This window comes from Pseudomonas sp. 15A4, from assembly GCF_016925575.1.
In the GTDB taxonomy this organism is placed as follows: domain Bacteria; phylum Pseudomonadota; class Gammaproteobacteria; order Pseudomonadales; family Pseudomonadaceae; genus Aquipseudomonas.
In genome coordinates this window covers 5,038,344-5,063,033 of the sequence record NZ_CP068986.1, presented here as the reverse complement: position 1 = coordinate 5,063,033, position 24,690 = coordinate 5,038,344, and the positions used below count along the sequence as shown (strand labels likewise).

General features: G+C 59.8%; 19 protein-coding genes, 2 tRNA genes and 1 pseudogene. 13 read left to right on the top strand and 9 right to left on the bottom strand.

Annotated elements, in window-relative coordinates:
* The first annotated feature begins 9 nt into the window (after window positions 1-9).
* From JN403_RS22460 to JN403_RS22425, 8 genes and pseudogenes are all read left to right on the top strand, one after another.
* A tRNA-His gene (locus tag JN403_RS22460) sits at window positions 10-85 on the top strand.
* Between the two features lie 57 nt (window positions 86-142).
* Window positions 143-227: transfer RNA gene (locus tag JN403_RS22455), tRNA-Leu, on the top strand.
* A gap of 374 nt (window positions 228-601) precedes the next feature.
* A complete protein-coding gene (gene tig, locus JN403_RS22450; protein ID WP_122537613.1) occupies window positions 602-1,912 on the top strand; it encodes a trigger factor in 1,311 nt (436 codons plus the stop codon).
* Between the two features lie 91 nt (window positions 1,913-2,003).
* Window positions 2,004-2,645, top strand: coding sequence for an ATP-dependent Clp endopeptidase proteolytic subunit ClpP (gene clpP, locus JN403_RS22445; protein WP_122537614.1), 642 nt, complete (start codon window positions 2,004-2,006; stop codon window positions 2,643-2,645).
* 115 nt (window positions 2,646-2,760) lie between these two features.
* A pseudogene (gene clpX / locus JN403_RS22440) lies at window positions 2,761-4,043 on the top strand (ATP-dependent Clp protease ATP-binding subunit ClpX).
* A 201-nt stretch (window positions 4,044-4,244) separates the two neighbouring features.
* On the top strand, window positions 4,245-6,641 hold the full coding sequence (gene lon / locus JN403_RS22435) for an endopeptidase La (protein WP_122537615.1): 2,397 nt from the start codon (window positions 4,245-4,247) through the stop codon (window positions 6,639-6,641).
* A 135-nt stretch (window positions 6,642-6,776) separates the two neighbouring features.
* Window positions 6,777-7,049 (top strand): HU family DNA-binding protein, encoded by a 273-nt coding sequence (locus JN403_RS22430; RefSeq protein WP_003183171.1) that lies wholly within the window; start codon window positions 6,777-6,779, stop codon window positions 7,047-7,049.
* Between the two features lie 239 nt (window positions 7,050-7,288).
* On the top strand, window positions 7,289-9,163 hold the full coding sequence (locus JN403_RS22425; RefSeq protein ID WP_205484361.1) for a SurA N-terminal domain-containing protein: 1,875 nt from the start codon (window positions 7,289-7,291) through the stop codon (window positions 9,161-9,163).
* A 380-nt stretch (window positions 9,164-9,543) separates the two neighbouring features.
* Here JN403_RS22425 and fabI read toward each other — a convergent pair whose 3' ends face one another.
* From fabI to gloB, 8 genes are all read right to left on the bottom strand, one after another.
* Entirely contained in the window at window positions 9,544-10,338 is a 795-nt protein-coding gene (fabI, locus tag JN403_RS22420; RefSeq protein ID WP_108121389.1) for an enoyl-ACP reductase FabI, read from the bottom strand.
* A gap of 19 nt (window positions 10,339-10,357) precedes the next feature.
* A complete protein-coding gene (locus tag JN403_RS22415) occupies window positions 10,358-11,968 on the bottom strand; it encodes an ABC transporter ATP-binding protein (protein WP_205484359.1) in 1,611 nt (536 codons plus the stop codon).
* 1 nt (window position 11,969) lies between these two features.
* Complete coding sequence (locus JN403_RS22410; RefSeq protein WP_074891214.1) at window positions 11,970-12,989, bottom strand: ABC transporter permease; 1,020 nt, start codon at window positions 12,987-12,989, stop codon at window positions 11,970-11,972.
* A 1-nt stretch (window position 12,990) separates the two neighbouring features.
* Window positions 12,991-14,064 (bottom strand): microcin C ABC transporter permease YejB, encoded by a 1,074-nt coding sequence (locus JN403_RS22405; RefSeq protein WP_122624745.1) that lies wholly within the window; start codon window positions 14,062-14,064, stop codon window positions 12,991-12,993.
* A 1-nt stretch (window position 14,065) separates the two neighbouring features.
* Window positions 14,066-15,976 (bottom strand): extracellular solute-binding protein, encoded by a 1,911-nt coding sequence (locus tag JN403_RS22400; RefSeq protein WP_205484357.1) that lies wholly within the window; start codon window positions 15,974-15,976, stop codon window positions 14,066-14,068.
* Window positions 15,973-17,802, bottom strand: coding sequence for an extracellular solute-binding protein (locus tag JN403_RS22395; RefSeq protein WP_205484355.1), 1,830 nt, complete (start codon window positions 17,800-17,802; stop codon window positions 15,973-15,975). The genes JN403_RS22400 and JN403_RS22395 overlap by 4 nt, the downstream gene beginning before the upstream one ends.
* 121 nt (window positions 17,803-17,923) lie before the next feature.
* Window positions 17,924-19,537 carry a LysM peptidoglycan-binding domain-containing protein gene (locus tag JN403_RS22390; RefSeq protein ID WP_205484353.1) on the bottom strand — a complete coding sequence of 538 codons (1,614 nt, stop codon included), beginning with the start codon at window positions 19,535-19,537 and terminating at the stop codon, window positions 17,924-17,926.
* Between the two features lie 99 nt (window positions 19,538-19,636).
* Window positions 19,637-20,416, bottom strand: a complete 780-nt coding sequence (gene gloB / locus JN403_RS22385) for a hydroxyacylglutathione hydrolase (protein WP_205484351.1) — start codon at window positions 20,414-20,416, stop codon at window positions 19,637-19,639.
* 99 nt (window positions 20,417-20,515) lie between these two features.
* Here gloB and JN403_RS22380 point away from each other — a divergent pair, with 99 nt between their 5' ends.
* The 4 genes from JN403_RS22380 to JN403_RS22365 all read left to right on the top strand — a co-directional run bounded on the left by JN403_RS22380 (window position 20,516) and on the right by JN403_RS22365 (window position 23,408).
* Complete coding sequence (locus JN403_RS22380) at window positions 20,516-21,274, top strand: methyltransferase domain-containing protein (protein WP_065986459.1); 759 nt, start codon at window positions 20,516-20,518, stop codon at window positions 21,272-21,274.
* A 46-nt stretch (window positions 21,275-21,320) separates the two neighbouring features.
* Window positions 21,321-21,773, top strand: coding sequence for a ribonuclease HI (rnhA, locus tag JN403_RS22375; protein ID WP_122537621.1), 453 nt, complete (start codon window positions 21,321-21,323; stop codon window positions 21,771-21,773).
* A gap of 207 nt (window positions 21,774-21,980) precedes the next feature.
* Window positions 21,981-22,733 (top strand): DNA polymerase III subunit epsilon, encoded by a 753-nt coding sequence (gene dnaQ, locus JN403_RS22370; RefSeq protein WP_122537838.1) that lies wholly within the window; start codon window positions 21,981-21,983, stop codon window positions 22,731-22,733.
* A gap of 90 nt (window positions 22,734-22,823) precedes the next feature.
* On the top strand, window positions 22,824-23,408 hold the full coding sequence (locus JN403_RS22365; protein WP_205487633.1) for a GNAT family N-acetyltransferase: 585 nt from the start codon (window positions 22,824-22,826) through the stop codon (window positions 23,406-23,408).
* Window positions 23,409-23,470: 62 nt separating this feature from the next.
* On the opposite strand, the gene JN403_RS22360 is transcribed toward JN403_RS22365, so the two are convergent.
* Window positions 23,471-23,683: a hypothetical protein gene (locus JN403_RS22360; protein WP_172611342.1), complete on the bottom strand. Its 213-nt coding sequence runs from the start codon at window positions 23,681-23,683 to the stop codon at window positions 23,471-23,473.
* 338 nt (window positions 23,684-24,021) lie between these two features.
* On the opposite strand from JN403_RS22360, the gene JN403_RS22355 reads away from it, so the two are divergent.
* Window positions 24,022-24,585, top strand: coding sequence for an NAD(P)H-dependent oxidoreductase (locus tag JN403_RS22355; protein WP_122537624.1), 564 nt, complete (start codon window positions 24,022-24,024; stop codon window positions 24,583-24,585).
* Window positions 24,586-24,690 lie beyond the last annotated feature (105 nt).

The following is a 24,690-nucleotide window of genomic DNA, read 5'->3' as shown; positions in this document are numbered from 1 at the left end:
CGCAATATGGTGGGCGTAGCTCAGTTGGTAGAGCACGGGATTGTGACTCCCGTTGTCGAGGGTTCGATCCCCTTCGTCCACCCCATATTCGAAAAGGCGCCAGATTTTTGATCTGGCGCCTTTGCTTTAAGCGCTTCAAAACGCGGATGTGGTGGAATTGGTAGACACACTGGATTTAGGTTCCAGCGCCGAAAGGTGTGAGAGTTCGAGTCTCTCCGTCCGCACCAGTTACAAGTCTCGCAACGCCTCGGGTGTTGAGGGGCGAAAGAAAGCCGCCTAGTGCGGCTTTTTTTGTTTCAGCGTGCTGCTTTTTACCGCGGTGCGAGCTTGATGGGGTCCATGACACAGGGCTCGTCCGGTGTGCTTCCAGGGACTGGATCATGTTTCGGTCGTCCTTTTGCTTCCTTTATATAGGGGCGTATCAGGTGCGTTCCAGACACCTCCCGCAGGTTGAAACATACGTCTGCGATTCCCAGGCTGCATGCCACTTTATTTACCCTTGTTCAGTAGGGTGACTTCTTGAGTTTGACCCACTAGAATGCTTGCCCTTGATTCTGGGGTCGGAAACGGCCGGCTAACGTCTGTGCAACGAGGAATATCCATGCAAGTTTCTGTTGAAAACACTTCCGCTCTCGAGCGCCGCATGACCATTGGCGTGCCCGCTGAGCGCATCGAGACTGAAGTCAACAAGCGTCTGCAGCAGACCGCACGTAAAGCCAAGATCCCGGGCTTCCGCCCAGGCAAAGTGCCTATGAGCGTGATCCGCCAGCGTTACGAAGACGGTGCTCGTCAAGAAGCACTGGGCGACCTGATCCAGGCGACCTTCTACGAAGCAGTCGTCGAGCAAAAGCTGAACCCGGCCGGCGCACCGTCCGTCGAGCCTAAAACCTTCGAAAAGGGCAAGGACCTCGAGTACATCGCTACTTTCGAAGTGTTCCCTGAATTCACCGTTGCCGGTTTCGAGTCCATTTCCGTCGAGCGTCTGTCGGCTGACGTCGCTGATTCCGACCTGGACAACATGCTGGAAATCCTGCGCAAGCAGAACGTCAGCTTCGAAGTCGTTGACCGCGCTGCGCAAAATGAAGACCAACTGAACATTGACTTCGTCGGCAAGATCGACGGCGAAGCGTTCGCTGGCGGTTCGGCCACCGGTACTCAGCTGGTGCTGGGTTCGGGTCGCATGATCCCGGGTTTCGAAGACGGTCTGGTCGGCGCCAAAGCCGGTGAAGAGCGCGTTCTGAATCTGACCTTCCCAGAGGATTATCAGAATCTGGAACTGGCTGGCAAAACCGCCGAGTTCACCGTCACTGTCAACACCGTGTCGGCACCGACCCTGCCTGAACTGAACGAGACCTTCTTCAAGCAGTTCGGTATCAAGGAAACCAACATCGAAGGCTTCCGCACCGAAGTTCGCAAGAACATGGAGCGCGAGCTGCGTCAGGCCATCAAGTCCAAGGTCAAGAATCAGGTAATGGACGGTCTGCTGGCCGCCAACCCGATCGAAGTGCCTAAAGCGCTGCTGGAAAACGAAGTGAACCGTCTGCGCGTTCAGGCTGTTCAGCAGTTCGGCGGCAACATCAAGCCTGACCAACTGCCGGCAGAGCTGTTCGAAGAGCAGGCCAAGCGCCGCGTTGAACTGGGCCTGATCGTGGCTGAAGTCGTCAAGCAATTCGACCTCAAGCCTGAAGACACTCGCGTTCGCGAGCTGATTCAGGAAATGGCTTCCGCTTACCAGGAGCCAGAGCAGGTTGTGGCCTGGTACTACAAGAACGAACAGCAAATGAACGAAGTTCGTTCGGTTGTGCTGGAAGAACAAGTTGTGGATACTGTTTTGCAGAAAGCGAGCGTGACCGACAAAGCGGTCTCGTACGAAGAGGCAGTCAAGCCGGTTGAAGCTCCACAAGCCGACTGATTTCCTTCTCTCGTTCGAAAACACCATAAGCCAGCCTTCGCGCTGGCTTATGCGTATTCAAGACATGACTATTTGGGAGTGAATGCGAGACATGTCCCGCAATTCTTATATTCAGCAGAACTCTGACATCCAGGCCGCTGGCGGCCTGGTCCCGATGGTTATCGAGCAGTCCGCCCGTGGCGAGCGCGCCTATGACATCTACTCCCGCCTGCTCAAGGAACGCGTCATCTTCCTGGTCGGTCCGGTTGAAGACTACATGGCCAACCTTATCTCGGCGCAGCTGCTGTTCCTTGAAGCGGAAAACCCGGACAAGGACATCCATCTTTACATCAACTCCCCAGGCGGTTCGGTGACCGCGGGCATGGCGATTTATGACACCATGCAGTTCATCAAGCCGGACGTTTCGACGACCGTCATGGGCCAGGCCTGCAGCATGGGTGCTTTCCTGTTGGCCGGTGGTGCCAAGGGCAAGCGTTTCGCACTGCCGAACTCTCGCGTCATGATTCACCAGCCGTTGGGCGGTTTTCAGGGTCAGGCGTCGGACATTGACATCCACGCGAAAGAAATCCTGTTCATCCGTCAACGTCTGAACGAGCTGCTGGCGCACCACACCGGCCAGACGCTGGAAGCGATCGAGCGCGACACCAACCGCGACAACTTCATGAGCGCCGAACGCGCTGCTGAATATGGTTTGGTGGACTCGGTGATCGACCGGCGTCAAATGACCAAATGATTGCGTGAAGGGCAATAATCCCGGGCGGTTGATACATCCATGCCGCCTGTGGACTTGAAAAATCGAGCAATTGCCCTCATCTTGTGTTGCAAGCCTACCGGATTGGATCGATCGAATGACTGACACCCGCAACGGCGAGGACAACGGCAAACTGCTTTATTGCTCCTTCTGTGGCAAAAGCCAGCATGAAGTGCGCAAGTTGATTGCCGGCCCCTCGGTATTTGTTTGTGACGAGTGCGTCGACCTGTGCAACGACATCATCCGCGAGGAGGTGCAGGAAGCACAGGCCGAGAGCAGCGCGCATAAACTGCCATCGCCTAAAGAAATCAGCGGCATCCTTGACCAGTACGTCATTGGTCAGGAACGTGCCAAAAGGTTCTCGCAGTAGCGGTGTACAACCACTACAAGCGACTGAACCAGCGTGACAAGAAAAACGACGACGTTGAACTGGGCAAGAGCAACATCCTGCTGATCGGCCCCACAGGCTCCGGCAAGACTCTGCTGGCGGAAACGCTGGCTCGTTTGCTCAACGTTCCGTTCACCATCGCTGACGCCACCACCCTGACCGAAGCCGGTTATGTGGGTGAGGACGTGGAGAACATCATCCAGAAGCTGTTGCAGAAGTGCGATTACGATGTTGAGAAGGCCCAGATGGGTATCGTCTACATCGACGAAATCGACAAGATTTCGCGCAAGTCCGACAACCCTTCCATCACCCGTGATGTGTCTGGCGAAGGCGTGCAGCAGGCCTTGTTGAAGCTGATTGAGGGCACTGTGGCTTCCGTTCCGCCTCAAGGCGGTCGCAAGCATCCGCAGCAGGAATTCCTGCAGGTGGACACGCGCAATATCCTCTTCATCTGCGGCGGTGCGTTCTCTGGCCTGGAAAAGGTCATCCAGAATCGCTCCACCAAAGGCGGCATCGGCTTCAACGCCGAGGTGCGCAGCAAGGAAGAAGGCAAGAAGGTCGGCGAGTCCCTGCGTGAGGTCGAGCCTGACGATCTGGTCAAGTTTGGTCTGATCCCGGAATTCGTGGGTCGTCTGCCTGTTTTGGCGACGCTGGACGAGCTGGACGAAGCTGCGCTGATGCAGATTCTGACCGAGCCGAAGAACGCGCTGACCAAGCAATACGGCAAGCTGTTCGAGATGGAAGGCGTAGACCTCGAGTTCCGCCCGGATGCGTTGAAATCGGTTGCCCGTCGTGCGCTTGAGCGCAAGACCGGTGCTCGCGGTCTGCGCTCCATCCTCGAAGGCGTTCTCCTCGACACCATGTACGAGATCCCGTCGCAGTCCGACGTGAGCAAGGTGGTGATCGATGAAAGCGTGATCGAGGGCACCTCCAAGCCGCTGTTGATTTACGAAAATAGCGAGCCACCTGCCAAGGCGGCACCCGACGCGTAGCCTGCTGGCAACGTACCGGGCGACTGGAAACGAAAAGGGCCCTCGGGCCCTTTTCGCGTTTCTTCCGAAGCCGGTCTGCGTTTAAGCATCCTTTCGTTTTAACTCAACCCGGCGCTTGTTTTTTTAAGGTTCTACCCCCATCTTGATTTTCAGCTTATTTATATCTGTCCATGGCCTGAAGGCCGCCGTAGAGGCGAAATCATGAAGACGACCATTGAACTGCCTCTCTTGCCATTGCGCGATGTTGTGGTTTACCCGCATATGGTTATCCCGCTGTTCGTGGGGCGCGAGAAGTCGATCGAGGCCCTGGAAGCGGCGATGACCGGCGACAAGCAGATCCTGCTGCTGGCGCAACGAAACCCGGCGGACGACGATCCCGGCGAAGACGCGTTGTACAACGTCGGCACCGTTGCCACCGTGCTGCAACTGTTGAAGCTGCCGGATGGTACCGTGAAGGTGCTGGTCGAAGGCGAGCAGCGTGGCTCGGTCGAGCGCTTCATTGAGGTAGACGGCCACTGCCGCGCCGAGGTTGCGTTGATCGATGAAGTCGACGCGCCGGATCGTGAATCCGAAGTCTTCGTTCGCAGCCTGCTGGCTCAGTTCGAACAATACGTACAGCTGGGCAAAAAAGTCCCGGCTGAAGTGCTTTCCTCCCTCAACAGCATCGATGAACCGGGTCGTCTGGTCGACACCATGGCTGCCCACATGGCGCTGAAGATCGAGCAAAAGCAGGAGATCCTCGAGATCATTGACCTGCCAGCCCGTGTCGAACACGTGCTAGCGTTGCTGGATGCCGAAATCGACTTGCTCCAGGTCGAGAAGCGCATCCGCGGTCGCGTGAAAAAGCAGATGGAGCGCAGTCAGCGCGAGTACTACCTGAATGAGCAGATGAAGGCCATTCAGAAGGAGCTCGGTGACAGCGAAGAAGGCCACAACGAAATTGAAGAGCTGAAAAAGCGCATCGATGCCGCCGGCCTGCCCAAGGACGCAATGACCAAAGCCACCGCCGAGCTGAACAAGCTCAAGCAGATGTCGCCGATGTCAGCGGAGGCCACTGTCGTTCGCTCCTACATCGACTGGCTGGTCCAGGTGCCGTGGAAGGCCCAGAGCAAGGTGCGTCTTGACCTCGCCCGCGCCGAGGACATCCTTGACGCTGACCACTACGGTCTTGAAGAAGTCAAAGAGCGGATCCTTGAATACCTCGCCGTGCAAAAGCGCGTGAAGAAGATTCGTGGCCCGGTGTTGTGTCTGGTCGGTCCTCCTGGCGTGGGTAAAACCTCGCTGGCCGAGTCGATCGCCCACGCCACCAATCGCAAGTTCGTGCGTATGGCTCTGGGCGGCGTGCGCGATGAAGCTGAAATTCGCGGTCACCGTCGCACCTACATCGGTTCGATGCCAGGTCGTCTGATTCAGAAAATGACCAAGGTTGGCGTTCGCAACCCGCTGTTCCTGCTCGACGAAATCGACAAGATGGGCAGCGACATGCGTGGTGACCCGGCGTCGGCGTTGCTGGAAGTGCTCGACCCTGAGCAGAACCACAACTTCAACGACCATTACCTGGAAGTCGATTACGACCTGTCCGACGTGATGTTCCTGTGTACCGCCAACTCGATGAACATTCCGCCGGCGCTGCTCGACCGTATGGAAGTCATCCGTCTGCCCGGCTACACCGAAGACGAGAAGATCAACATCGCGACCAAGTACCTCTCGCCCAAGCAGATCGCTGCCAACGGCTTGAAGAAAGGGGAGATCGAGTTCGAAGTCGAGGCGATCCGCGACATCATCCGCTACTACACCCGTGAAGCGGGCGTGCGCAGCCTTGAGCGTCAGATCGCCAAGGTGTGCCGCAAGGCGGTCAAGGAACACGCCCACGAGAAGCGTTTTTCCGTGGTCGTTACGGCGGATATGCTCGAGAACTTCCTGGGCGTGCGCAAATTCCGTTATGGCCTGGCCGAGCAGCAGGATCAGGTCGGTCAGGTGACCGGTCTGGCCTGGACGCAGGTGGGCGGCGAGTTGCTGACCATCGAAGCGGCAGTTGTTCCGGGCAAGGGTCAATTGATCAAGACCGGCTCGCTGGGCGATGTCATGGTCGAATCGATCACGGCAGCGCTGACTGTTGTGCGCAGCCGTGCGAAGAGCCTGGGCATTCCTCTGGACTTCCATGAGAAACGCGACACGCACATCCATATGCCGGAAGGTGCGACGCCAAAAGACGGCCCAAGCGCAGGCGTAGGCATGTGCACGGCACTGGTGTCGGCCCTGACGGGGATTCCTGTCCGTGCTGACGTCGCCATGACGGGTGAAATCACCCTGCGTGGACAGGTGCTGGCCATCGGTGGTCTCAAGGAGAAATTGCTGGCCGCTCACCGTGGTGGCATCAAGACAGTGATCATCCCGGAAGAGAACGTTCGTGATCTGAAGGAGATTCCGGACAACATCAAGGCAGACCTGCAGATCAAACCGGTTAAATGGATTGACGAGGTCCTCCAAATTGCGCTGCAATACGCGCCGCAGCCCTTGCCGGATGTGGCTCCCGAGATGGTTGCCAAGGATGAAAAGCGCGAGTCTGATGCCAAGGAGAGGATCAGCACGCATTAGTCTGGGAGGCCTTCCTTGACAGGTTTTTGGGGCCCTTGCTATAAAGCGGCTCTTCAAGCCTGTTCAGGCCGCTCAGTGTTCGTTTGGTTGCACCAAAAAAACTTAGAAATACTCAAATATATAAGGGGACTTAGAGTGAACAAGTCGGAACTGATTGATGCCATCGCCGCATCCGCTGACATCCCGAAAGCTGCTGCTGGCCGTGCGCTGGACGCTGTAATCGAATCCGTCACTGGCGCTCTCAAGGCTGGCGACTCTGTTGTACTGGTGGGCTTCGGCACTTTCTCCGTCACTGATCGTCCTGCCCGTACCGGCCGTAACCCTCAGACCGGTAAAACCCTGGAAATTCCAGCGGCCAAGAAACCAGGCTTCAAAGCCGGTAAAGCTCTGAAAGAAGCCGTCAACTAAGTTTCTTTTTACTTTGCCCGTCCAGGACAGCGTTATCTCTGTTCGGGGCGTGAAGCGGTACGTGCGGTTGGTCAAGCGCTGGACTGTCACTCGGGGAACGCACATCGAACCCCGTCCGCTCTGCAAGTTACGAGAAGGCGCATCCTCGGATGCGCCTTTCTTCTATCCGGATTCAACCCACGCTCCGCGTTACCGTGTGCAGCAGCCTGGTGAGTCGAGTACAACCCTCTGGGGGATACATGCTGCAGAATATCAGGGACAATTCACAGGGCTGGATTGCCAAAACCATCATCGGGGTCATCATCGCCCTGATGGCCCTGACCGGCTTCGATGCCATTTTTCGGGCTACCAGCCATTCTCAGGACGCTGCGAAGGTCAATGGCGAGGAAGTCACCCAGGCTGAACTGGGTCAAGCGGTTGAAATGCAGCGCCGCCAACTGATGCAACAGCTGGGCAAGGATTTCGATCCTGCGATGCTCAACGAAAAGATGCTGCGTGACTCGGCCCTCAAAGGCCTGATCGATCGCAAGCTGCTGTTGCAGGGCGCCGCTGACTCCAAATTCGGCTTCTCCGAAGCTGCGCTGGATCAGCAAATGTTGCTGACGCCGGAATTCCAGGTCGACGGTAAATTCAACGCCGATCGCTTCGATCAGGTCATTCGCCAGCTTGGTTACACCCGCCTGCAGTTCCGCCAGATTCTGGGTCAGGAAATGCTGATCGGTCAGATTCGTGCCGGCATCGGCGGCAGTGCGTTCGTGACTGACGCCCAGGTCGACGCGTTCGCCCGCCTGGAAAAACAGACCCGCGATTTCGCTACGCTGACCCTTCCGGCCGATCCGTCGAGCGTTAAAGTCACCGACGACGAGATCAAGGCGCACTACGATCAACACGCGAAAGAGTTTCTGAGTCCTGAGCAAGTGGTGCTCGACTACATCGAACTGAAGAAGTTTTCCTTCTTCGATAAGGTTTCGGTGAAGGACGAAGACCTGCAGGCGGCCTATCAGAAAGAAATCGCGAATCTGGCCGAGCAGCGCCGTGGGGCGCACATCCTTATCGAAGTCAACGACAAGACCACGGATGCTCAGGCGAAAGCCAAAATCGAAGAGATCCAGCAGCGCGTGGCCAAAGGCGAAGATTTTGCGGCGCTGGCAAAGGAATTCTCTCAGGATCCGGGCTCGTCGACCAAAGGTGGTGACCTGGGCTACGCCGGCAAGGGCGTCTACGATCCAGCGTTTGAAGACGCGCTGTACGCGCTGAACAAGGATCAGGTTTCGGCACCCGTTCGCAGTCAGTTCGGCTGGCACTTGATCAAGCTGCTGGGCGTTGAAGCGCCGTCGGTACCGACGTTCGCCAGCCTGAAGGAGAAGCTGACCCACGAGCTGAAGTCTCAGCAGGTCGAGCAGAAGTTTGTTGATGCGAGCAAGAAGCTGGAAGACGCTGCGTTCGAAGCGTCCGACCTGTCTCAACCGGCTCAGGATCTGGGTCTGAAAGTGCAGACGACCGCGCCGTTCGGTCGCGAGGGTGGCGAAGGGATTGCAGCCAACCGCGCGGTGATTCAAGCGGCGTTCAGTCCGGAAGTGATGGAAGAGGGTTCCAACAGTTCTGCGCTGGAACTGGATCCGGAGACTGTGGTGGTGGTGCATGCCAAGGAGCACCGTCAGCCGGAGCAATTGCCACTGGAAGCGGTGTCGGCGCCGATTCGTGCGCAACTGGCGAAAGAACATGCCAGCGATGCGATGAAGGCCAAGGGCGAGGCGCTCTTGGCAGGCCTGCGTGACGGCAAGGTGCCGTATGCGGCGACCAAGCAGGAAGGTCAGAGCTGGAAGGTCGTGGAAGCGGCCTCACGCAGCCAGGAAGGTGTCGATCCTCAGGTGTTGCAGGCGGTGTTCCGTATGCCGAAGCCTGAAGGCAAGGACAAGCCGGTATATGGCAGCCTGACGGCGGCGGATGGCAGTTTTGTGATTGTGCGTCTGAATGGCGTGAATCAGGCGGCGCCGGCGTCGGATGAGGAGAAGAGCCAGTACCGTCGTTTCCTGTCATCCCGTGAGGGGCAGCAGGATTTCGCGGCCTACCGTAAGCAGTTGGAAGTAGCGGCGAAGATCGAGAAATATTGATCGACGCAGGAAGCTGTTAACAGAAAGCCCCGACTCGCGAGAGTCGGGGCTTTTTTTGTGTCCATTATTCCGCGTTCGTGCTTACAGAGATCTGCGGCGTGGCATATGAAGATCACAAGCGCCTGCCTAACGGCAGACATTTCGCCTTCGGCGAGTTACTTGGGGTGCTTTTCCAAGTAACTCGCCGAAGGCGAAACCCGAGGCCGTTAGGCCGACTCCAATGAACGCCGCATACCCCGACTGGCAAACTCAGGACGAAAAAAACGGCAGATCATTCAGCCTCAGGGCCGTCTGATCCACCGCTTTCGCCAGCTAGCCGGCGCTTGCAGGTCTTGCGCCCGTCTTCAGAGCGTCGTCACTCTGAAAACGGGCAGCAACCATCAACCTTCCAGATCACCCATCGCCGTGGTGTTGAAACCACCGTCGACGTACATGATCTCGCCGCTGACACCGGACGCCAGGTCAGAACACAAGAACGCGCCGGCGTTACCCACTTCTTCAATGGTCACGTTGCGACGCAATGGAGTCTGCGCCTCATTCGCCGCCAGCATCTTGCGGAAGTTCGAAATACCCGAAGCGGCGAGGGTACGGATCGGGCCAGCCGATACGGCGTTGACGCGGGTACCTTCCGGGCCGAGGCTGCGGGCCAGGTAACGGACGCCGGCCTCAAGGCTGGCCTTGGCCATGCCCATTACGTTGTAGTTCGGCATGGTGCGCTCGGCGCCCAGGTACGACAGGGTCAGCAAGCTGCCATTGCGGCCCTTCATCAGATCGCGGCCGGCTTTGGCCAGGGCCACGAAGCTGTAGGCGCTGATGTCGTGAGCAATACGGAAACCTTCACGGGTGGTGGCTTGGGTGAAGTCACCGTCCAGTTGGTCGCCCGGCGCGAAGCCAACGGAGTGCACGATGCAGTCCAGGCCGTCCCACTTCTTGCTCAGCTCTTCGAAGACCTTGGCGATTTCTTCGTCGCTGGCGACGTCGCAAGGGAAGCACAGCTCAGCGTTCGAACCCCAGCTTTCGGCGAATTCCTCGACGCGCTTCTTGAGTTTTTCGTTCTGATACGTGAAGGCAAGCTCAGCGCCTTCACGGTGCATGGCGGCAGCGATACCGGATGCGATGGACAATTTGCTGGCGACACCGACGATCAGGACGCGCTTACCGGCGAGAAAACCCATTGTTTTGTTCCTCTTCAGGTTAATCGACAGCTGCCGGCGCCAAGAAGGCGGCCTCCAGCAGCTGCTGTGTATAAGGATGTTGCGGTGCGGCGAAGATGGCTTCTGCCACACCCTGTTCAACCACTTGGCCTTGCTTGACCACCATCAGTTGGTGGCTTAACGCCTTGACCACCGCCAAGTCATGGCTGATGAACAAATACGTCAGGTTGTACTTGGTTTGCAGGGAGCGTAACAGCTCCACCACTTGACGCTGAACGGTGCGGTCGAGGGCCGAAGTCGGCTCGTCCAGCAAAATCAGCGCCGGTTTTAACACTAATGCCCGGGCAATGGCGATCCTTTGCCGTTGTCCCCCGGAAAACTCGTGGGGGTAGCGGTGCCGGGTCGCTGGATCAAGGCCCACTTCCTTGAGCGCTTCGATCACCGCCGCTTCCTGTTCGACCGGCGTGCCCATCTTGTGGATTCGCAGGCCTTCGCCGACGATGTCACACACCGACATGCGCGGGCTCAGGCTGCCGAACGGGTCCTGAAACACCACCTGCATCTGCCGCCGCAGCGGCCTGACCTGATGTTGATTCATCGCGCCCAGCGAATGCCCGTGAAAGCGTATCTCGCCTTCGCTGCGAATCAACCGCAGGATCGCCAGGCCCAGCGTTGATTTGCCCGAGCCGCTCTCGCCGACAATCCCCAGCGTCTGGCCCTTGGGCAGACTGAAATGGATGCCGTCGACAGCCTTGACGTGATCGACCGTGCGCTTGAACACACCTTTCCTGATCGGAAACCAGACCCGCAGGTCCTCGACTTCCAGCATCGGCGCGCCCGGCGGATTGTTCGCCGGCCCGCCTTTGGGCTCTGCGCTGAGCAATTCCCGGGTGTACGGATGCTGCGGCGCGCGGAACAGCTCTTCGCACGATGCCTGTTCGACGATGCAACCGCGCTGCATGACACATACTCGGTTGGCAATTTGCCGGACGACGTTCAAATCGTGGCTGATCAGCAGCAACGCCATGCCCAGCCGGGCCTGCAATTCCTTGAGCAGCTCGAGGATTTTCAGCTGCACCGTGACGTCCAGCGCAGTGGTGGGTTCATCGGCGATCAGCAGCTCGGGCTCGTTGGCCAGGGCCATCGCGATCATCACCCGCTGCCGCTGGCCGCCGGACAGTTCATGGGGCAGGGCTTTCAGGCGCTTGGCCGGTTCCGGAATGCCCACCAGATCGAGCAGCTCCAGCGTCCGTCGCGTCGCGGCTTTGCCGGTCAGGCCCTTGTGCAGGCCGAGCACTTCGTTGATCTGTTTTTCGATGGACTGCAGCGGGTTCAGCGACGTCATCGGCTCCTGGAAGATCATCGCGATGCGATTGCCGCGAATGCCGCGCAGGCGCTTCTCACTGACTTTCAGCAGGTCGTCACCGGCGTAGCGAATCGTCCCCGTCGGATGGCGCGCAAGGGGGTAAGGCAGCAGCCGCAGGATCGAGTGGGCGGTGACTGACTTGCCCGATCCGCTTTCTCCGACCAGCGCCAGGGTTTCGCCCTTGCGGATGTCGAAGCTGATGCCCTCGACCACCCGCTGGACGCTGGTGCCGTTCACGAATTCGACGGAGAGGTCGCGGATTTCGACCAGATTGTCCTGATTCATCTCATTTCCTCGGGTCGAATGCGTCGCGGGCGGATTCGCCGATAAACACCAGCAGGCTCAACATGATCGCCAGCACGGCAAAGGCGCTGATGCCCAGCCACGGCGCCTGCAGGTTGGATTTGCCTTGCGCGACCAGTTCGCCCAGGGACGGTGAGCCAGCGGGCAGGCCGAAGCCGAGGAAGTCCAGCGCGGTCAGCGTGCCGATGGCTCCCGTGAGAATGAACGGCATAAAGGTCATGGTCGACACCATCGCGTTGGGCAGGATGTGGCGGAACATGATCGCGCCGTTCTCCATGCCCAGCGCCCGGGCGGCGCGGACGTATTCGAGGTTGCGGCCACGCAGAAACTCAGCGCGCACCACGTCCACCAGGCTCATCCACGAAAACAGCAACATGATGCCCAGCAGCCACCAGAAGTTGGGCTGGACGAAGCTGGCGAGGATGATCAGCAGATACAGCACCGGCAACCCGGACCAGATTTCCAGGAAGCGCTGGCCGATCAGATCGACCCAGCCGCCGTAGAAACCCTGCAGCGCCCCGGCGATCACGCCGATGATCGAGCTGAGGATCGTCAGCGTCAGGGCGAACAGCACCGACACCCGGAAGCCGTAGATCACCCGCGCCAGCACGTCGCGGCCCTGATCGTCGGTGCCCAGCAGGTTCTCCCGCGAAGGCGGGGCCGGGGCGGGGACTTTCAAGTCGTAGTTGATGCTCTGGTAGCTGAACGGAATCGGCGCCCACAGCGTCCAGCCGTCTTTGGCCGCCAGCAACTCCTTGATGTACGGGCTCTTGTAGTTGGCTTCCAGCGGGAATTCGCCGCCGAAGGTGGTTTCCGGGTAGCGCTTGAACACCGGGAAATACCACTCGCCGTCGTAGCGCACGGCCAGGGGTTTGTCGTTGGCGATAAGTTCGGCGCCAAGGCTTGCGCCGAACAGGATCAGAAACAGCCACAGCGACCACCAGCCACGCTTGTTGGCCTTGAAACGTTCGAAACGGCGTCGATTGAGAGGGGACAACGTCATATCAATGATCCCTGCGGTCGAAGTCGATGCGTGGGTCAACCAGCGTGTAGGTCAGGTCGCCGATCAGTTTCACCACCAGCCCCAGCAGGGTGAAGATGAACAGGGTGCCGAACACCACCGGGTAATCGCGGTTGATCGCGGCTTCAAAACTCATCAGGCCAAGGCCGTCGAGGGAAAAGATCACTTCAACCAGCAGGGAGCCGGTGAAGAAGATGCCAATGAACGCCGACGGAAAACCCGCGATCACCAGCAGCATGGCGTTGCGGAACACGTGGCCGTAGAGCACGCGGCGCTGGGTCAGGCCCTTGGCCTTGGCGGTGATCACGTATTGCTTGCCGATCTCGTCGAGAAAGCTGTTTTTCGTCAGCAGGGTCATGGTGGCGAAGTTGCCGATGACCAGCGCGGTGATCGGCAGCACCAAGTGCCAGAAGTAGTCACCCACTTTACCCAGCCAGCTCATTTCGTCGAAGTTGCTCGACGTCAGCCCGCGCAACGGGAACCAGTCGAAGTAACTGCCGCCGGCGAACACCACGATCAGCAGGATGGCGAACAGGAACGCCGGAATGGCGTAGCCGACGATGATTGCCGAGCTGGTCCAGACGTCGAAATGGCTGCCGTGGCGCGTGGCTTTGGCGATCCCCAGGGGGATCGACACCAGGTACATGATCAGCGTGCTCCACAGCCCGAGGGAGATCGACACCGGCATCTTCTCGACGATCAGGTCGATGACCTTGGCGTCGCGGAAGAAGCTGTCGCCGAAATCCAGATGGGCGTAGTTCTTGACCATGATCCACAAGCGTTCCGGCGCCGACTTGTCGAAGCCGTACATGTGCTCGATTTCTTTGATCAGGCTCGGGTCCAGGCCCTGGGCGCCGCGATAGGTCGAGCCGGCCACCGAGACTTCCGCGCCGCCGCCGGCGATGCGGCTGGTGGCGCCTTCGAAGCCTTCAAGCTTGGCGATCATCTGCTCCACCGGACCACCCGGCGCGGCCTGGATGATGACGAAGTTGATCAGCAAGATGCCGAACAGGGTCGGAATGATCAGCAGCAGACGCCGCAGAATGTAGGCCAGCATGTTATTGCTCCGTGCCTTTTGGCTGGTCGGTTTCAGGCTGGGCGGGTTCAGGCTCGGCGGCGTCCGGCGCGACCTGCACGGGAATGGCCGGCGTCGCGTCGGGTTTGACCCACCAGGTCACGGTGCCGATGTCGTACAGCGGGGTTTTGCCCGGGTGGCCCAGGTGATCCCAGTACGCGACGCGCCAGGTCTTGATGTGCCAGTTCGGGATCACGTAGTAGCCCCACAGCAGCGCGCGGTCGAGGGCGCGGGTGTGGTCGATCAGGCTCTGGCGCGAGTCGGCGTTGATCAAGCCGTTCACCAGCGTGTCGACCGCCGGGTCCTTGAGCCCGATGACGTTGTAGCTGCCCGGCTTGTCGGCGGCTGAGGAATCCCAATATTCGCGCTGTTCGTTACCCGGCGAGCTCGATTGCGGGAAACTGCCGACGATCATGTCGTAGTCCCGTGAGCGGCGGCGGGTGATGTACTGGGAGACGTCGACCCGGCGGATTTCCAGATCAATGCCGATGTCGGCCAGGTTGCGTTTGTACGGCAGCAGCACGCGCTCGAATTCGGTCTGGGCCAGGAGAAACTCGATGGTGACGGGCTTGCCGTCGGTGTCGACCATCTTGTCGCCAACGATTTTCCAGCCAGCCTCCTTGAGCAACTGAAACGCCTTGCGCTGTTGCTCGCGGATGATGCCGCTGCCATCGGTGACCGGCAGTTTGAATGCCTCGGTGAACACCGATTCCGGCAGCTTGCCGCGCAAGGGCTCGAGAATCTTCAGCTCGGCAGGCGTCGGCAGGCCTTTGGCGCCCATGTCGGAATTGTCGAAATAGCTTTTGGTGCGGGTGTAGGTGCCGAAGAACAGCTGCTTGTTGGTCCACTCGAAGTCGAGCAACAGGCTGAGGGCCTGACGCACGCGCACGTCCTGGAACATCGGCTTGCGCAGGTTGAAGATGAAACCCTGCATGCCCTGGGGATTGCCGTTGGGGATTTCTTCCTTGATCAGACGACCCTCTCTGACAGCCGGAACGTCATAGGCCGTCGCCCAGTTCTTCGCCGCCATTTCCTGCCAGAAGTCGAAGGCACCCGCTTTCAATGCTTCGAGGGCCACCGTGTTGTCGCGGTAGTAGTCGGTGGACAGCCGGTCGAAGTTGTAGAAGCCCTTGTTGATCGGCAGGTCCTTGCCCCAGTAATCCTTGACCCGCTCGTAGCGCACCGAGCGGCCGGCCTTGACCTCGACGACCTTGTACGGCCCGCTGCCAAGCGGAATTTCCAGGTTGCCCTTGCTGAAGTCGCGGGAGGCCCACCAATGTTTTGGCAGCACCGGCAACTGGCCGAGGATCAGCGGCAGTTCGCGGTTGTTGTTGTGCTTGAACTTGAACAGCACCGTGGTCGGGTTTTCGGCGACGGCCTGATCCACGTCCGCATAGTAACTGCGGTACAGCGGCGAGCCGTCCTTGATCAGGGTCTCGAAGCTGAACACCACGTCTTCTGCGCGCACCGGGTGGCCGTCGTTGAACTTCGCTTCGGGGCGCAGGTAGAAACGCACCCAGCTGTTGTCCGGGGCCTTTTCGATCTTGCCGGCGATCAGGCCGTACTCGGTGAACGGCTCGTCCAGGCCCTGGCGGGCGAGGGTGTCGTAGATCAAGCCGATGTCGTCGGCGGGCACGCCTTTGCTGATGAACGGGTTGAGGCTGTCGAAGCCGCCAAAACCGGCGCTGCGCAGGATTCCGCCTTTGGGCGCGTCCGGGTTCACGTAATCGAAGTGCTTGAAGTCGGCCGGGTACTTCGGCGCTTCGTTGTACAGGGTGATGGCGTGTTGCGGGGCCGCGTGGGCTGGACCGGTCACGCCCAGCAGAAGCGGGGCCAGCACGAACGGACTCAGAAACAGGCCGCCGGCGCGGGTCAGGGAGCGCAGGGCAGTCATTGGGTTTTCTCCGAAGGCTTGAGCCACCACGCACGCAGGCCCAGGGTATAGGGCGGGGTGGTGACCATGGCGAACCGGTTGCGATACGCCAGACGATGATTATTGAGGTACCAGTTGGGGATCATGTAGTGCTGCCACAGCAACACGCGATCCAGGGCGCGGGTCGCTGCCACCTGGTCGTCCCGGGTCTTCGCGGCCAACAGCTGGTTGAGCAGGTTGTCGACCACCGGATTGGCGACGCCGGCGTAGTTTTTACTGCCTTTGATGCTGGCCTGGCTGGAATGGAAATACTGCCATTGCTCCAGCCCCGGACTGAGGGTCTGGTTCAGGGTCATCAGAATCATGTCGAAATCGAACTGGTCCAACCGCTGTTTGTACTGGGCGCGGTCGACGGTGCGCAGGTGCGCGTCGACGCCGATCCGCGTGAGGTCTTCGATGTAGGGCTGCAGGATTCGTTCTAGGTTGGGGTTGACCAGAAGTATTTCGAAACGCAACGGCTGGCCCGCGCGGTTGGTCAAGCCGCGCTCGGTGAACGTCCAGCCTGCGTCGGCCAGCAGCCCCAGCGCCTTGCGAATGGAATCCCGGGGCACGCCGCCGCCGTCGGTTTTTGACACGGCGAACGGTTGGGTGAACAGCCTGGCCGGCAGTTGCTCGCGGTAGGGCGAAAGCATAAGAAACTCCCGGCCGGCGGGCAGTCCGCTGGAGGTGAATTCACTGTTGGGGTAGTAACTGGTCGAGCGCATGTAGGCGTCGTTGAACAGCGTGCGGTTGGTCCATTCGAAGTTAAACATCAGCCCCAGGGCCTCGCGCACGCGGATGTCGGCGAACGCGCCGCGGCGGGTGTTCATGAACAGCCCTTGGGTCTGCGTGGGGATCTGGTGCGGGATCTGCGCCTTGATCACCTTGCCCTCGGTTACCGCCGGAAAGTCATAGCCGGTGAGCCAGTTTTTCGCCTGATGCTCGATGTAGATGTCGAACTCGCCCGCCTTGAAGGCTTCGAACGCCACGTCGGCGTCGCGGTAGAACTCCACTTCCACCCGATTGAAGTTGTACTTGCCGCGGTTGACCGGCAGGTCCTTGCCCCAGTAATCCTTTACGCGCTCGAACACCAGACTGCGCCCCGGCCGCACCTGGGTGATGCGATAGGGGCCGCTGCCCAACGGGGGCTCGAAGGAGGTGGCCTTGAAGTCCCGGTTCTTCCAGTAATGCTGCGGCAGGACCGGCAGTTCGCCGAGGCGCAAAATCAATAATGGATTGCCGGCGCGCTTGAACACGAAACGAATGCGGTGGCGGTTGAGGATGTCCACCCGCTGCACTTCCTGAAGCGCGGTGCGGTACTGCGGGTGGCCGTCCTTCAACAGCGTCCGGTAGGAAAACGCCACGTCGTAGGCGGTAATCCGCTTGCCGTCGTGAAAGCGCGCTTCGGGGCGCAGGTTGAAGACCACCCAGCTGCGGTCCTCGCTGTACTCGACGGTTTTGGCGATCAGGCCATAGCTGGAGGTGGGTTCATCGCCGGACGGGTCGTATTGGCCGGTGCCTACCATCAGCGGTTCGTTGAGTTCGCTGACGCCGTACTGGCCGAAGTTGGCCGTCGAAATCGGGCTGCTGCCCTTGAAGGTGTAGGGGTTGAGGGTATCAAACGTGCCGTTGGCCATGATTCGCAGGGTGCCAGCCTTCGGCGCCTCAGGATTGACCCAGTCGAAATGCGTGAAACTGGCAGGGTACTTGAGGACGCCGAATTGTGCGTAACCATGGCTTTCGCTGATGGTCGCGGCGGCTGTCGTGCTCAAGACCAGGCTGAAAGTCAGCAGCAGGTGACGTATCAAGTCGGCGGTCGATCCAGGCAGCGGTCGGTCACAGTAACAGCTTGTATCGGCTGGAAAAAGGGTGGGGCGGAGGTGTCAGGCCGACGCTCCTACACGGCGCGTCGGCACGGCGGGCGTAAGATCAATGCGGCAGGTACACCGTCAACGTCTGCCCTGGCTTGAGCGCCTGGCCGCTGCGCGGATTCCAGCGCTTGAGGTGCTGCATTTCGACGTTAAACCGCTTGGCGACGAGGTACATCGAATCGCCTTTCTGGATCTTGTACTGCATCGATTTCTTGCCGGCGTCTTCGCCCCTGGCGCTGTTGTCGGCCTTGGCCACGGCGCGGGAGCTGGCTTTCGCCGGTTTGCTGTTGTCCTGCATGACCAGGGTCTGGCCAACCTTGAGGTTCTGGCCCGACAGCTTGTTCCAGTGCTGCAAATCCTTGACGTCGACCTTGTTGATGCGCGCGATCTGCACCAGGTTGTCGCCCTTCTTCACCCTGTAGCTGCGGGTGCGCGCTGGCTTCTCGTCCACCTCGGCGACTTCTTCGAACACTGGCATCGCGAATTGCATGCCCGGTTGTACCGGAATCGTCAGCGCCTGGCCGCGCTTGACCTGGTTCCCGGACAGCTTGTTGATGTCCTTGAGGGTGCTGGTCGAGACCTTGTAGCGGCTGGCGATGCTGGCCAGGCTGTCGCCCGGACGTACGCGGTACTGCTGCCAGTCGACCAGCTCTTCAGGCTTCATGTTCGACAGGTTGGTGGTCAGCAACTGGGATTTCGAGGTTGGCACCAGCAGGTGCTGCGGGCCATCGATGGTCAGACGCTTCTTGAACGCCGGGTTGAGCTGCACCAGCTCGTCTTCGTCGATGTTCGCCATGGCGGCGACCTTCGACAGGTCCATGCGCTGATTCAGCTCGACCACCTGAAAGTACGGCTTGTTGTCGATCGGGCTGAGGTTGACGCCGTAAGCATCCGGCGACATGACCACCTGGGACAGCGCCAGCAGCTTAGGCACATAGTCGCGGGTTTCCTGTGGCAGCGGCAGGTTCCAGTAATCGGTGGGCAGGTTGAGCTTGTCGTTGCGCTCAATGGCGCGGCTGACCGTGCCTTCGCCGGCGTTATAGGCCGCCAGGGCCAGCAGCCAGTCGCCGTTGAACATGTCGTGCAGCTTGGTCAGGTAGTCCAGCGCTGCCGTGGTGGACGCGGTGATGTCCCGGCGGCCGTCGTAGAAATTGGTCTGACGCAGGTTGAAGTAGCGGCCGGTGGATGGAATGAACTGCCAGATCCCCGCCGCATCGCTGCGTGACAAGGCCATCGGGTTGTATGCGCTCTCGATCACAGGCAGCAGCGCCAGTTCGAGGGGCATGTTGCGCTCTTCCAGTCGCTCGACGATGTAGTGCATGTACAGGCTGCCACGGTTACCGGCCGTTTCGAGGAACGACGGGTTGTTGGCGTACCAGAGGCGCTGCTGATCGATACGTGGGTTTTGGTCGTTGCCGTCCTGCAGCTGGAAACCCTGACGCATGCGCTCCCAGACATCGTGGGGCGGGGCCAGCGGCACGGGTTTGCGCGCAATGTAAACAGGCTTCGGCTTGGTACTGGCGACGGGATGAGACGTGCTGCTGCCATTCCCGGACTCGAGGCTGCCGGTGCTCTGGCAGCCTGCCAGTGTCGCGCTCGCGACCACCGCGATCGCCTGGGCCAACCGAGTCAATGTGTCGGAATTGAAGGTTTTACGTATAGATGACGACATTGGCTGGGGGATAGTTCCAGGCGAAAATGTCGGGCGATTCTAGAAAGCGGCTGCTGAACGGTCAACCTTTCAGAATTTCCGTGCTGATTCGCAGCCTGTTTAGAACTTATCTTTCCATGCCCGCAGCACGGCAAAGACCTCTGTGGGCGTTACGTTGAGGGTTCCGCTCCGTTCGTCTGCTTTTTGTTTCACTGAGATGACGGCGGCGCGCAGAAACGGATTGGTCTTGCGCTCCAGTGCCAGTGTCGACGGCACGCTGATGCGATTTTGCGCACGCCATTGCGTCACTTGCTCGAAACGTTGCAGCACGTCAGGGTTGTCCGGCTCGACCGCGACAGCAAAGCGCAGATTGCTCAGGGTGTATTCGTGGGCGCAGTAGACGAGGGTGCTGTCGGGCAGCTCGGCGAGTCGGCTGAGGGAATGGTGCATCTGCTGCGGGGTGCCTTCGAACAAGCGGCCGCAACCGGCGGCGAACAGCGTGTCGCCGCAGAACAGCAGCGGCTGTTGTGCGTCGGCATGGTAAAAGGCGATGTGGCCCAGGGTGTGGCCGGGGACCGCATGGACGCTGAATGTCAGGCCGAGTACGGTGAGCTGATCATTGTCGGACAGGGCCACGTCCCGCGCCGGAATCTTCTCGTTGGCCGGGCCGTACACCTTGGCGCCGGTGAGCGTTTTAAGTTGCGCGACGCCACCGGTGTGGTCGGCGTGGTGGTGAGTGATAAGAATGTCGGTCAGGCGCCAATCCGGGTTGCGCTCAAGCCAGGCAATGACCGGAGTGGCGTCGCCCGGGTCAACCACGGCGCAGCGCTTGGCGGCATTGTCTTGTAACAACCAGATGTAGTTATCGCTGAAAGCGGGCAGGGCATCGACCTGTATCATGGCGCGGTTCGCTTGGCTGGAAACATAGAGAAGCATCTTAGGGTCTGAACTGACTCGAGGCGAGTCTCTATCGCAATGACCTTCTCATGGAGACCGGAAATGACCGATGAAGCGTTCGCCCAGGCCGATCCTGAATGGCTTGAGCTGATCAGCGCCGCCCGCGACTGGCTGTCCGGGCCCCTGGGGCAGTTGTTGCTGGAAGAAGAAAGCCGCGTGCTGGAGCAAGAGCTCGAGCGTTTTTTCGGCGGCTATCTGGTGCATTACGGTCCGTCCGCGCAAACCCCGCCGGCAGCAAAGCAGGTGCAGCGCAACGTACGGCTCGGCGCACCGTTGCCGGGTGTCGAGATTGTCTGTGAAGAGCAGGCCTGGCCGTTGAGCGAGCACGCCGCCGATGTGGTGGTCATGCAGCATGGCCTGGATTTCTGCCTGTCGCCCCACGGCCTGTTGCGCGAAGCGGCCAGCAGCGTGCGGCCCGGTGGGCATCTGGTGATCGTCGGCATCAACCCCTGGAGCACTTGGGGCATTCGTCATTTTTTCGCCAACGACGCCCTGCGCAGGGCGCGTTGCATCTCGCCTTCGCGGGTTGGTGACTGGCTCAACCTACTGGGCTTCGCGCTGGAGAAACGCCGCTTCGGGTGCTATCGTCCGCCGCTTGCTTCGCCCAAGTGGCAGGCCCGTCTGGCCGGACTCGAACGTCTCGGCGATGGCTGGCAAAGTCCCGGCGGCGGCTTCTATCTATTGATTGCACGTAAAATGAGCGTAGGGCTGCGACCTGTGCGCATGCCGCGCCGCGAGCCGATGGGCAAATTGCTGCCGCTGCCGATGGCCAAGGTCAATCGGCGCACGCCCGAGCCTTGATTCACCGGCCGGCGCCACGCTTTCTCAATTTTCTGGAAACATCGTAATGAGCGATACCGTAGAACTCTTCACCGATGGCGCCTGCAAGGGCAACCCGGGGCCCGGCGGCTGGGGTGCGTTGCTGGTGTGCAAAGGCGTCGAAAAAGAACTCTGGGGCGGCGAAGCCAACACCACCAACAACCGCATGGAGCTGCTCGGCGCCATTCGCGGGCTGGAAGAGCTGAAGCGGCCGTGTGAAGTGATCCTGGTGACCGACTCGCAGTACGTGATGAAGGGCATCACCGAGTGGATGACCAACTGGAAGAAGCGCGGCTGGAAGACCGCAGCGAAGGAACCGGTGAAAAACGCCGATCTGTGGAAGCAGCTGGACGAGCAGGTTGGCCGCCACAAGGTGAGCTGGCAGTGGGTGCGTGGGCACATTGGCCATCCTGGCAACGAACGCGCCGACCAGTTGGCGAACCGCGGCGTGGATGAAGTGCGCGGTATCAAGCACGCCTAGCTTGCATTGAGTATTGCAGGCGATCTCTGTCGATCGAACGCCGCGTTGTATGGCAGTGACTGCGCTCCCACAGATTTAGCGTGCGCTGAAGATTATGGTCGCTGCAACAGTGGTGTCCGTCGCCCGAGGGGAGCGCACATCCCAAAACCCCCATGCTAATATCCGCGCCTGAAGCTGAGGCGGTAGGCAATGACTGTACAAAACATCATCACTGAACGAAGGGTTGTCCTCGATACCGAGACCACCGGTATGCCAGTCACCGACGGCCACCGGGTTATCGAAATCGGCTGCGTCGAGCTGATTGGCCGACGTCTGACCGGGCGGCATTTCCACGTTTACCTGCAACCGGACCGGGAGAGTGACGAGGGGGCCATTGGCGTTCACGGCATCACCGACCAGTTCCTGATCGGCAAACCGCGTTTCGCTGAAGTGGCCGACGAATTCTTCGAGTTCGTCAAAGGCGCTCAGCTGATCATCCACAACGCGGCGTTCGACGTTGGCTTTCTGAACAACGAATTCGCCCTGATCGGCCAGCACGATCGCGCCAACCTGAGCGATTACTGCACGATCCTGGACACCCTGGCGATGGCCCGCGAACGTCACCCGGGCCAGCGCAACAGCCTCGATGCGCTGTGCAAACGCTACGACGTCGACAACTCTGGCCGCGAGCTGCACGGCGCCTTGCTCGACTCCGAGATTCTCGCCGAAGTCTATCTGGCGATGACCGGTGGCCAGACCACCCTGTCGCTGGCGGGCAACAACGATGGTGAGGGTGGCGCCGACCGTCCTTCCGAGATCCGCCGGATCGCCAATCGCACGCCGGGCCGCATCATCATCGCCAGCGAGTCAGAGTTGGCGGAGCACGAGGCGCGTCTGGCCGTTATCGCCAAATCCGCCGGTGCCCCGGCCCTGTGGACCCAGCTGCTTGAAGCGCAGACTCAGACTCAGGCAGAAGCCTGACGGCAGCAGCGACGCGAAGACTCTGCTTGCGTGAGACGGCGGCTCTGATAGAAGGTGATGTCGATCCGGTAATGGTGCAGGAGGCCCATGGTGAACACGTCCAGCCCGACGTTCAGCATTCGTGTCGCTGACGAGTGCTTCGAAGACTACATCCTCAACAGCGAATTCACCTTCACCGTCACCGGTTACGCACGGGTGCAGATCGGCGAGCCGGTTGCTCACTGGCCCGTCGATGCGGTCGAGCCTTACCTGAAAAACTACGGCATCGATTCGGAAGAGTTCTGCGATTATCGGGACGCCGCCGACAGCACCGTGCTGGTGGCCTGGCTTGACGAACAGCCGGTGGGGCATGTGGTGGTCAGTCAGCACTGGAATGGCTTCGCCCATATCGACGAGCTGGCGGTGGACACCGGGGCGCGGCGCAATGGCGTGGCGCGAAAGCTGCTGGACGTGGCGCAGTTCTGGAGCCGCAAGCGCGGTCTGCCGGGCATTACCCTGGAAACCCAGAACAATAATCTGGAGGCGTGCCGGTTATATGAGCGCTACGGATTTGTGGTCGGCGGGGTGGATCATCTGCGTTATCGCGCGATAGATCCGGCGACGCAGGAAACGGCGATTTTCTGGTATCTGCTGTTCGACGCGCCGGGCATCGATCACTGTGGCAAGCCCTTCTAACCAGACTCGTGGCCGCGCCAGTTGCACGGCCTGTGGGGAGAGAGGCGGGCTTGCAGGGTATTTCAATGCTCTCGTATGAGCTTGACCTTGCCCTGAATCAACTCGAATTCTTCTCCGCCCAAATGTTTGACGCGGTCGCCAATGGCCAGGCGATAAGTGGAAACGGGCTCCTTGCCATCAACCTCGTCAGGTTGTGATTCACGGAATTCATGCACCGAGTAAACGCGACCCTCCGCATCCCTCGCATGAAATTGCCCAACTAGAACTGAAGCCATTTGCTTTGTAACCTCTGGAAATAACTGCTCGTTTTCGCTCGCATCCTAACACCGCGAGTGAATAAACCGTGGCCGCTTGTAAGGTAATTCCTAAATTTCTACAGGGACCTTATTCGCCTAAGGCAGTCAGACCGCCGTTTCAAGAGGTAGTTTTCGCCGCGTAAAAAATAGTCGCGACCAACGGTAGCGCCGGGATCGAGGGGCCTGTCGATGGACGCGCTGAAGGCCAACGCTTCAGGATCGAACCTTTCGATGATCAGCAACGGAAAAACAACGCAGAATGTCGCACCTGTTTCATCTATAACTGTTGTTTCCTCCCACAGCAGAAGGTCCGTTTCATGAGCCAGGTTCATTCGATTGCAGTCATCGTCGGCAGCTTGAGGAAAGACTCCATCAACCGCAAAGTGGCCCGTGCACTGGCCGAACTGGCGCCGCCAAGCCTGAAGCTGAGCATCGTCGAAATCGGCGACCTGCCGTTGTACAACGAAGACATCGACCTCGACTCGCCGCCTGCCGCGTACACCGCGTTCCGCGAAGCCTTGCAGGGCGCGGACGGCTTTCTGTTCGTCACCCCTGAATACAACCGCTCGGTACCGGGCGCGCTGAAGAATGCCATCGACGTCGGCTCGCGCCCTTATGGCAAAAGCGCGTGGGGCAAAGCAAAGCCGGCGGCGGTGGTCAGTGCGTCGCCTGGGGCGATCGGCGGTTTCGGCGCCAATCAGCATCTGCGCCAGTGCTTCGTGTTCCTCGACGTGCTGTGCATGCAGCAGCCGGAAGCGTATCTGGGCAACGCCGGCACCTTCTTTGACGAGCACGGCAAACTGAGCGAGAAAACCCGGCCGTTCCTGCAGAACATCATTGATGCGTTCGCCGGCCACGTTGAGCGCACGTTGAAAGCCTGATTGGCTGGACTGTCTTCTGATCAAAAGGCCCGCACGCCACTCGACGTGCGGGCCTTTCGCATTCATGGCCTGACGTCGCCGCGCCTTCGCCAGTCAATCCTGAAT

Excerpts from the sequence above, each read along its gene's own strand:
- tig (WP_122537613.1), top strand. The coding sequence starts at position 602 with ATGCAAGTTTCTGTTGAAAACACTTCCGCTCTCGAGCGCCGCATGACC.
- JN403_RS22380 (WP_065986459.1), top strand. The coding sequence starts at position 20,516 with ATGACCGATGAAGCGTTCGCCCAGGCCGATCCTGAATGGCTTGAGCTG.
- JN403_RS22410 (WP_074891214.1), bottom strand. The coding sequence starts at position 12,989 with ATGACGTTGTCCCCTCTCAATCGACGCCGTTTCGAACGTTTCAAGGCC.
- gloB (WP_205484351.1), bottom strand. The coding sequence starts at position 20,416 with ATGATACAGGTCGATGCCCTGCCCGCTTTCAGCGATAACTACATCTGG.
- JN403_RS22360 (WP_172611342.1), bottom strand. The coding sequence starts at position 23,683 with ATGGCTTCAGTTCTAGTTGGGCAATTTCATGCGAGGGATGCGGAGGGT.
- JN403_RS22390 (WP_205484353.1), bottom strand. The coding sequence starts at position 19,537 with ATGTCGTCATCTATACGTAAAACCTTCAATTCCGACACATTGACTCGG.
- rnhA (WP_122537621.1), top strand. The coding sequence starts at position 21,321 with ATGAGCGATACCGTAGAACTCTTCACCGATGGCGCCTGCAAGGGCAAC.
- JN403_RS22355 (WP_122537624.1), top strand. The coding sequence starts at position 24,022 with ATGAGCCAGGTTCATTCGATTGCAGTCATCGTCGGCAGCTTGAGGAAA.
- JN403_RS22405 (WP_122624745.1), bottom strand. The coding sequence starts at position 14,064 with ATGCTGGCCTACATTCTGCGGCGTCTGCTGCTGATCATTCCGACCCTG.
- fabI (WP_108121389.1), bottom strand. The coding sequence starts at position 10,338 with ATGGGTTTTCTCGCCGGTAAGCGCGTCCTGATCGTCGGTGTCGCCAGC.
- clpP (WP_122537614.1), top strand. The coding sequence starts at position 2,004 with ATGTCCCGCAATTCTTATATTCAGCAGAACTCTGACATCCAGGCCGCT.
- lon (WP_122537615.1), top strand. The coding sequence starts at position 4,245 with ATGAAGACGACCATTGAACTGCCTCTCTTGCCATTGCGCGATGTTGTG.
- JN403_RS22425 (WP_205484361.1), top strand. The coding sequence starts at position 7,289 with ATGCTGCAGAATATCAGGGACAATTCACAGGGCTGGATTGCCAAAACC.
- JN403_RS22415 (WP_205484359.1), bottom strand. The coding sequence starts at position 11,968 with ATGAATCAGGACAATCTGGTCGAAATCCGCGACCTCTCCGTCGAATTC.
- JN403_RS22400 (WP_205484357.1), bottom strand. The coding sequence starts at position 15,976 with ATGACTGCCCTGCGCTCCCTGACCCGCGCCGGCGGCCTGTTTCTGAGT.